Raw genomic sequence first — 2,459 nt, 5'->3', positions numbered from 1 at the left:
CAGTTGCTGGGCTCGCTGGCCGACTACATGGTGCCGAGTGCCTTCGTGATGCTCGAAGCCTTCCCGCTGACCACCAACGGCAAGCTGGATCGCAAGGCGTTGCCGGCACCGGATCAGTCGGCGGTGATCAGCCGAGAATACGAAGCTCCCCAAGGGGAAGTGGAAAGCGCCATTGCCCGAATCTGGCAGGATTTGCTCAAGCTCGAACGAGTAGGTCGCCACGACAATTTCTTCGAACTGGGGGGGCATTCGCTGCTGGCGGTGAAGCTGATCGAGCGCATGCGCCAGATCGATCTGAGCGCCGACGTGCGGGTGCTGTTCGGCCAGCCGACATTGGCTGCGCTGGCTGCTGCGGTTGGCGGACACGCGGACGTCGTGGTGCCGGCCAACCTCATTCCCGCTGGCTGCACACGAATCACCCCGGACATGTTGCCCCTGGCCGATCTGGACCAGGAGTCCATCGACCGGATCGTGGCCGCCGTGCCTGGCGGCGTCGCCAACGTGCAGGACATCTATGCCCTGGCGCCGTTGCAGGAGGGCATTCTCTACCATCACCTGGCTGCGGAGCAGGGCGACCCCTACGTGTTGCAGGTAATGTTCGGCTTTGACAGTCGCGAGCGCCTGCAAGCCTTTGCCCAGGCTTTGCAGAGCGTGGTGTCGCGCAACGATATCCTGCGCACCGGCATGGCCTGGCAGGGCCTGGAGTCACCGGTGCAGGTGGTCTGGCGCCACGCGACGCTGGCCCTTGAAGAAGTCGGGCTGGATCCGGCGGCGGGCGATGCAGTGCAACAGTTGCACGAACGCTTCGACCCGCGTCACTACCGCCTCGACATTGCCCAGGCACCGTTGATGCGGCTGGCCTATGCCCAGGATCTGGCGAATCAGCGTTGGGTCGGCATGCTGCTGTTCCATCACGTGGCGCTGGACCACACCGCCCTTGAGGTGGTGGTGCATGAAATGCAGGCCAGCCTGCTGGGCCAGGCAGAGCTGCTCGCACCGGCTGTGCCGTACCGCAATCATGTCGCCCAGGCCCGGTTGGGCGTGAGTCGCGAACAGCACGAAGCGTTCTTCCGCGACATGCTGGGTGACATCGACGAACCGACGTTGCCGTTCGGTCTGATGAATGTGCAGGGCGACGGCAGCGGCATCGAAGAAATGCAACAAGGCGTGGATGGGGCATTGGCCCAGCGCTTGCGGACGCAGGCCCGTCAGCTCGGGGTGAGTGCGGCGAGCCTGGTCCACCTGGCCTGGGGCCAGGTGGTCGGGCGCGTCTCAGGGCGTGAGGAAGTGGTGTTCGGCACCGTACTGATGGGCCGGATGCAGGGCGGCGAGGGTGCGGACCGGGCGCTGGGGATGTTCATCAATACCTTGCCGCTGCGGGTGAGTGTGGGGCACATCGACGTCCGTACAGGCGTGAAGGCTACCCACGCCCGGTTGAGCGGATTGTTGGGGCATGAACATGCCTCCCTGGCATTGGCCCAGCGTTGCAGCGGTGTACCGGCCTCGCTTCCATTGTTCAGCGCGTTGTTGAACTATCGGCACAGCGCCGGTGAAGCCGCGTCCGAGCAGGCCATCTCGGCCTGGCACGGGATTCACACCCTGGGCATGGAAGAGCGGACCAACTACCCGTTGTGCCTGAACGTCGACGACCTCGGCGAAGGTTTCCTGCTGACAGCCCAGGCGGTGGTCGAAGTGGGTGCGCGACGTGTCTGCGGCTACATGCATATGGCGTTGGAGAGCCTGGTGCAGGCGCTGGAGCATGCACCTGACGCCCCGTTGCGCGAGTTGTCGATCGTACCTGCCGACGAGCGCGAGCAATTGCTGGGGGCGTTCAACGCCACTGACGCCGAGTACCCACTGGAACAGACCATTCACGGCTTGTTCGAGGAGCAGGTGCGACGCACGCCGGATGCGCTGGCGGTGCGTCATGGCCGGCACCAGCTCAACTATCGCGAGCTCAATGGGCTCGCCAACCGGTTGGCCCATTACCTGCGCAAACAGGGTGTGCAGCCGGACTCGCGGGTGGCGATCTGTGTCGAGCGTAGCCTCGACATGGTCGTGGGCTTGCTGGCGATCCTGAAGGCGGGCGGCGGTTATGTGCCGCTGGATCCGGCCTATCCGGCGGATCGGATTGCCTACATGCTCGAGGACAGCGCCCCGGCGGCGATCCTGGTGCAGACGGCCACACGTGGCTTGCTGGGCGAGACCGCGATCCCGTTGATCGATCTCGACAAAGGCATCTGGCAGGACGAGGTGGCGCCCAATCCGCAGGTCGACGGCCTGACGTCGGCGCACCTGGCCTACGTGATCTACACCTCCGGTTCCACCGGTTTGCCTAAGGGTGTGATGATCGAACACCGCAACACGGTGAACTTCCTGACCTGGGCTCATCGCGCCTTTGACGCTGAAACCCTGTCGAAAACCCTGTTCTCGACGTCGCTGAACTTCGACCTGGCGGT

General features: G+C 64.4%; 1 protein-coding gene. It reads left to right on the top strand.

The features are described 5' to 3' along the window. Positions 1–2,459, top strand: a 2,459-nt coding sequence (locus BLQ55_RS31030) for an AMP-binding protein (RefSeq protein ID WP_143011821.1), incomplete at both ends; no start/stop codon positions are given.

It is taken from the genome of Pseudomonas sp. NFACC13-1, assembly GCF_900104425.1.
Lineage (GTDB): Bacteria > Pseudomonadota > Gammaproteobacteria > Pseudomonadales > Pseudomonadaceae > Aquipseudomonas > Aquipseudomonas fluorescens_AA.
This window is presented reverse-complemented; position numbering and strand designations above follow the sequence as displayed.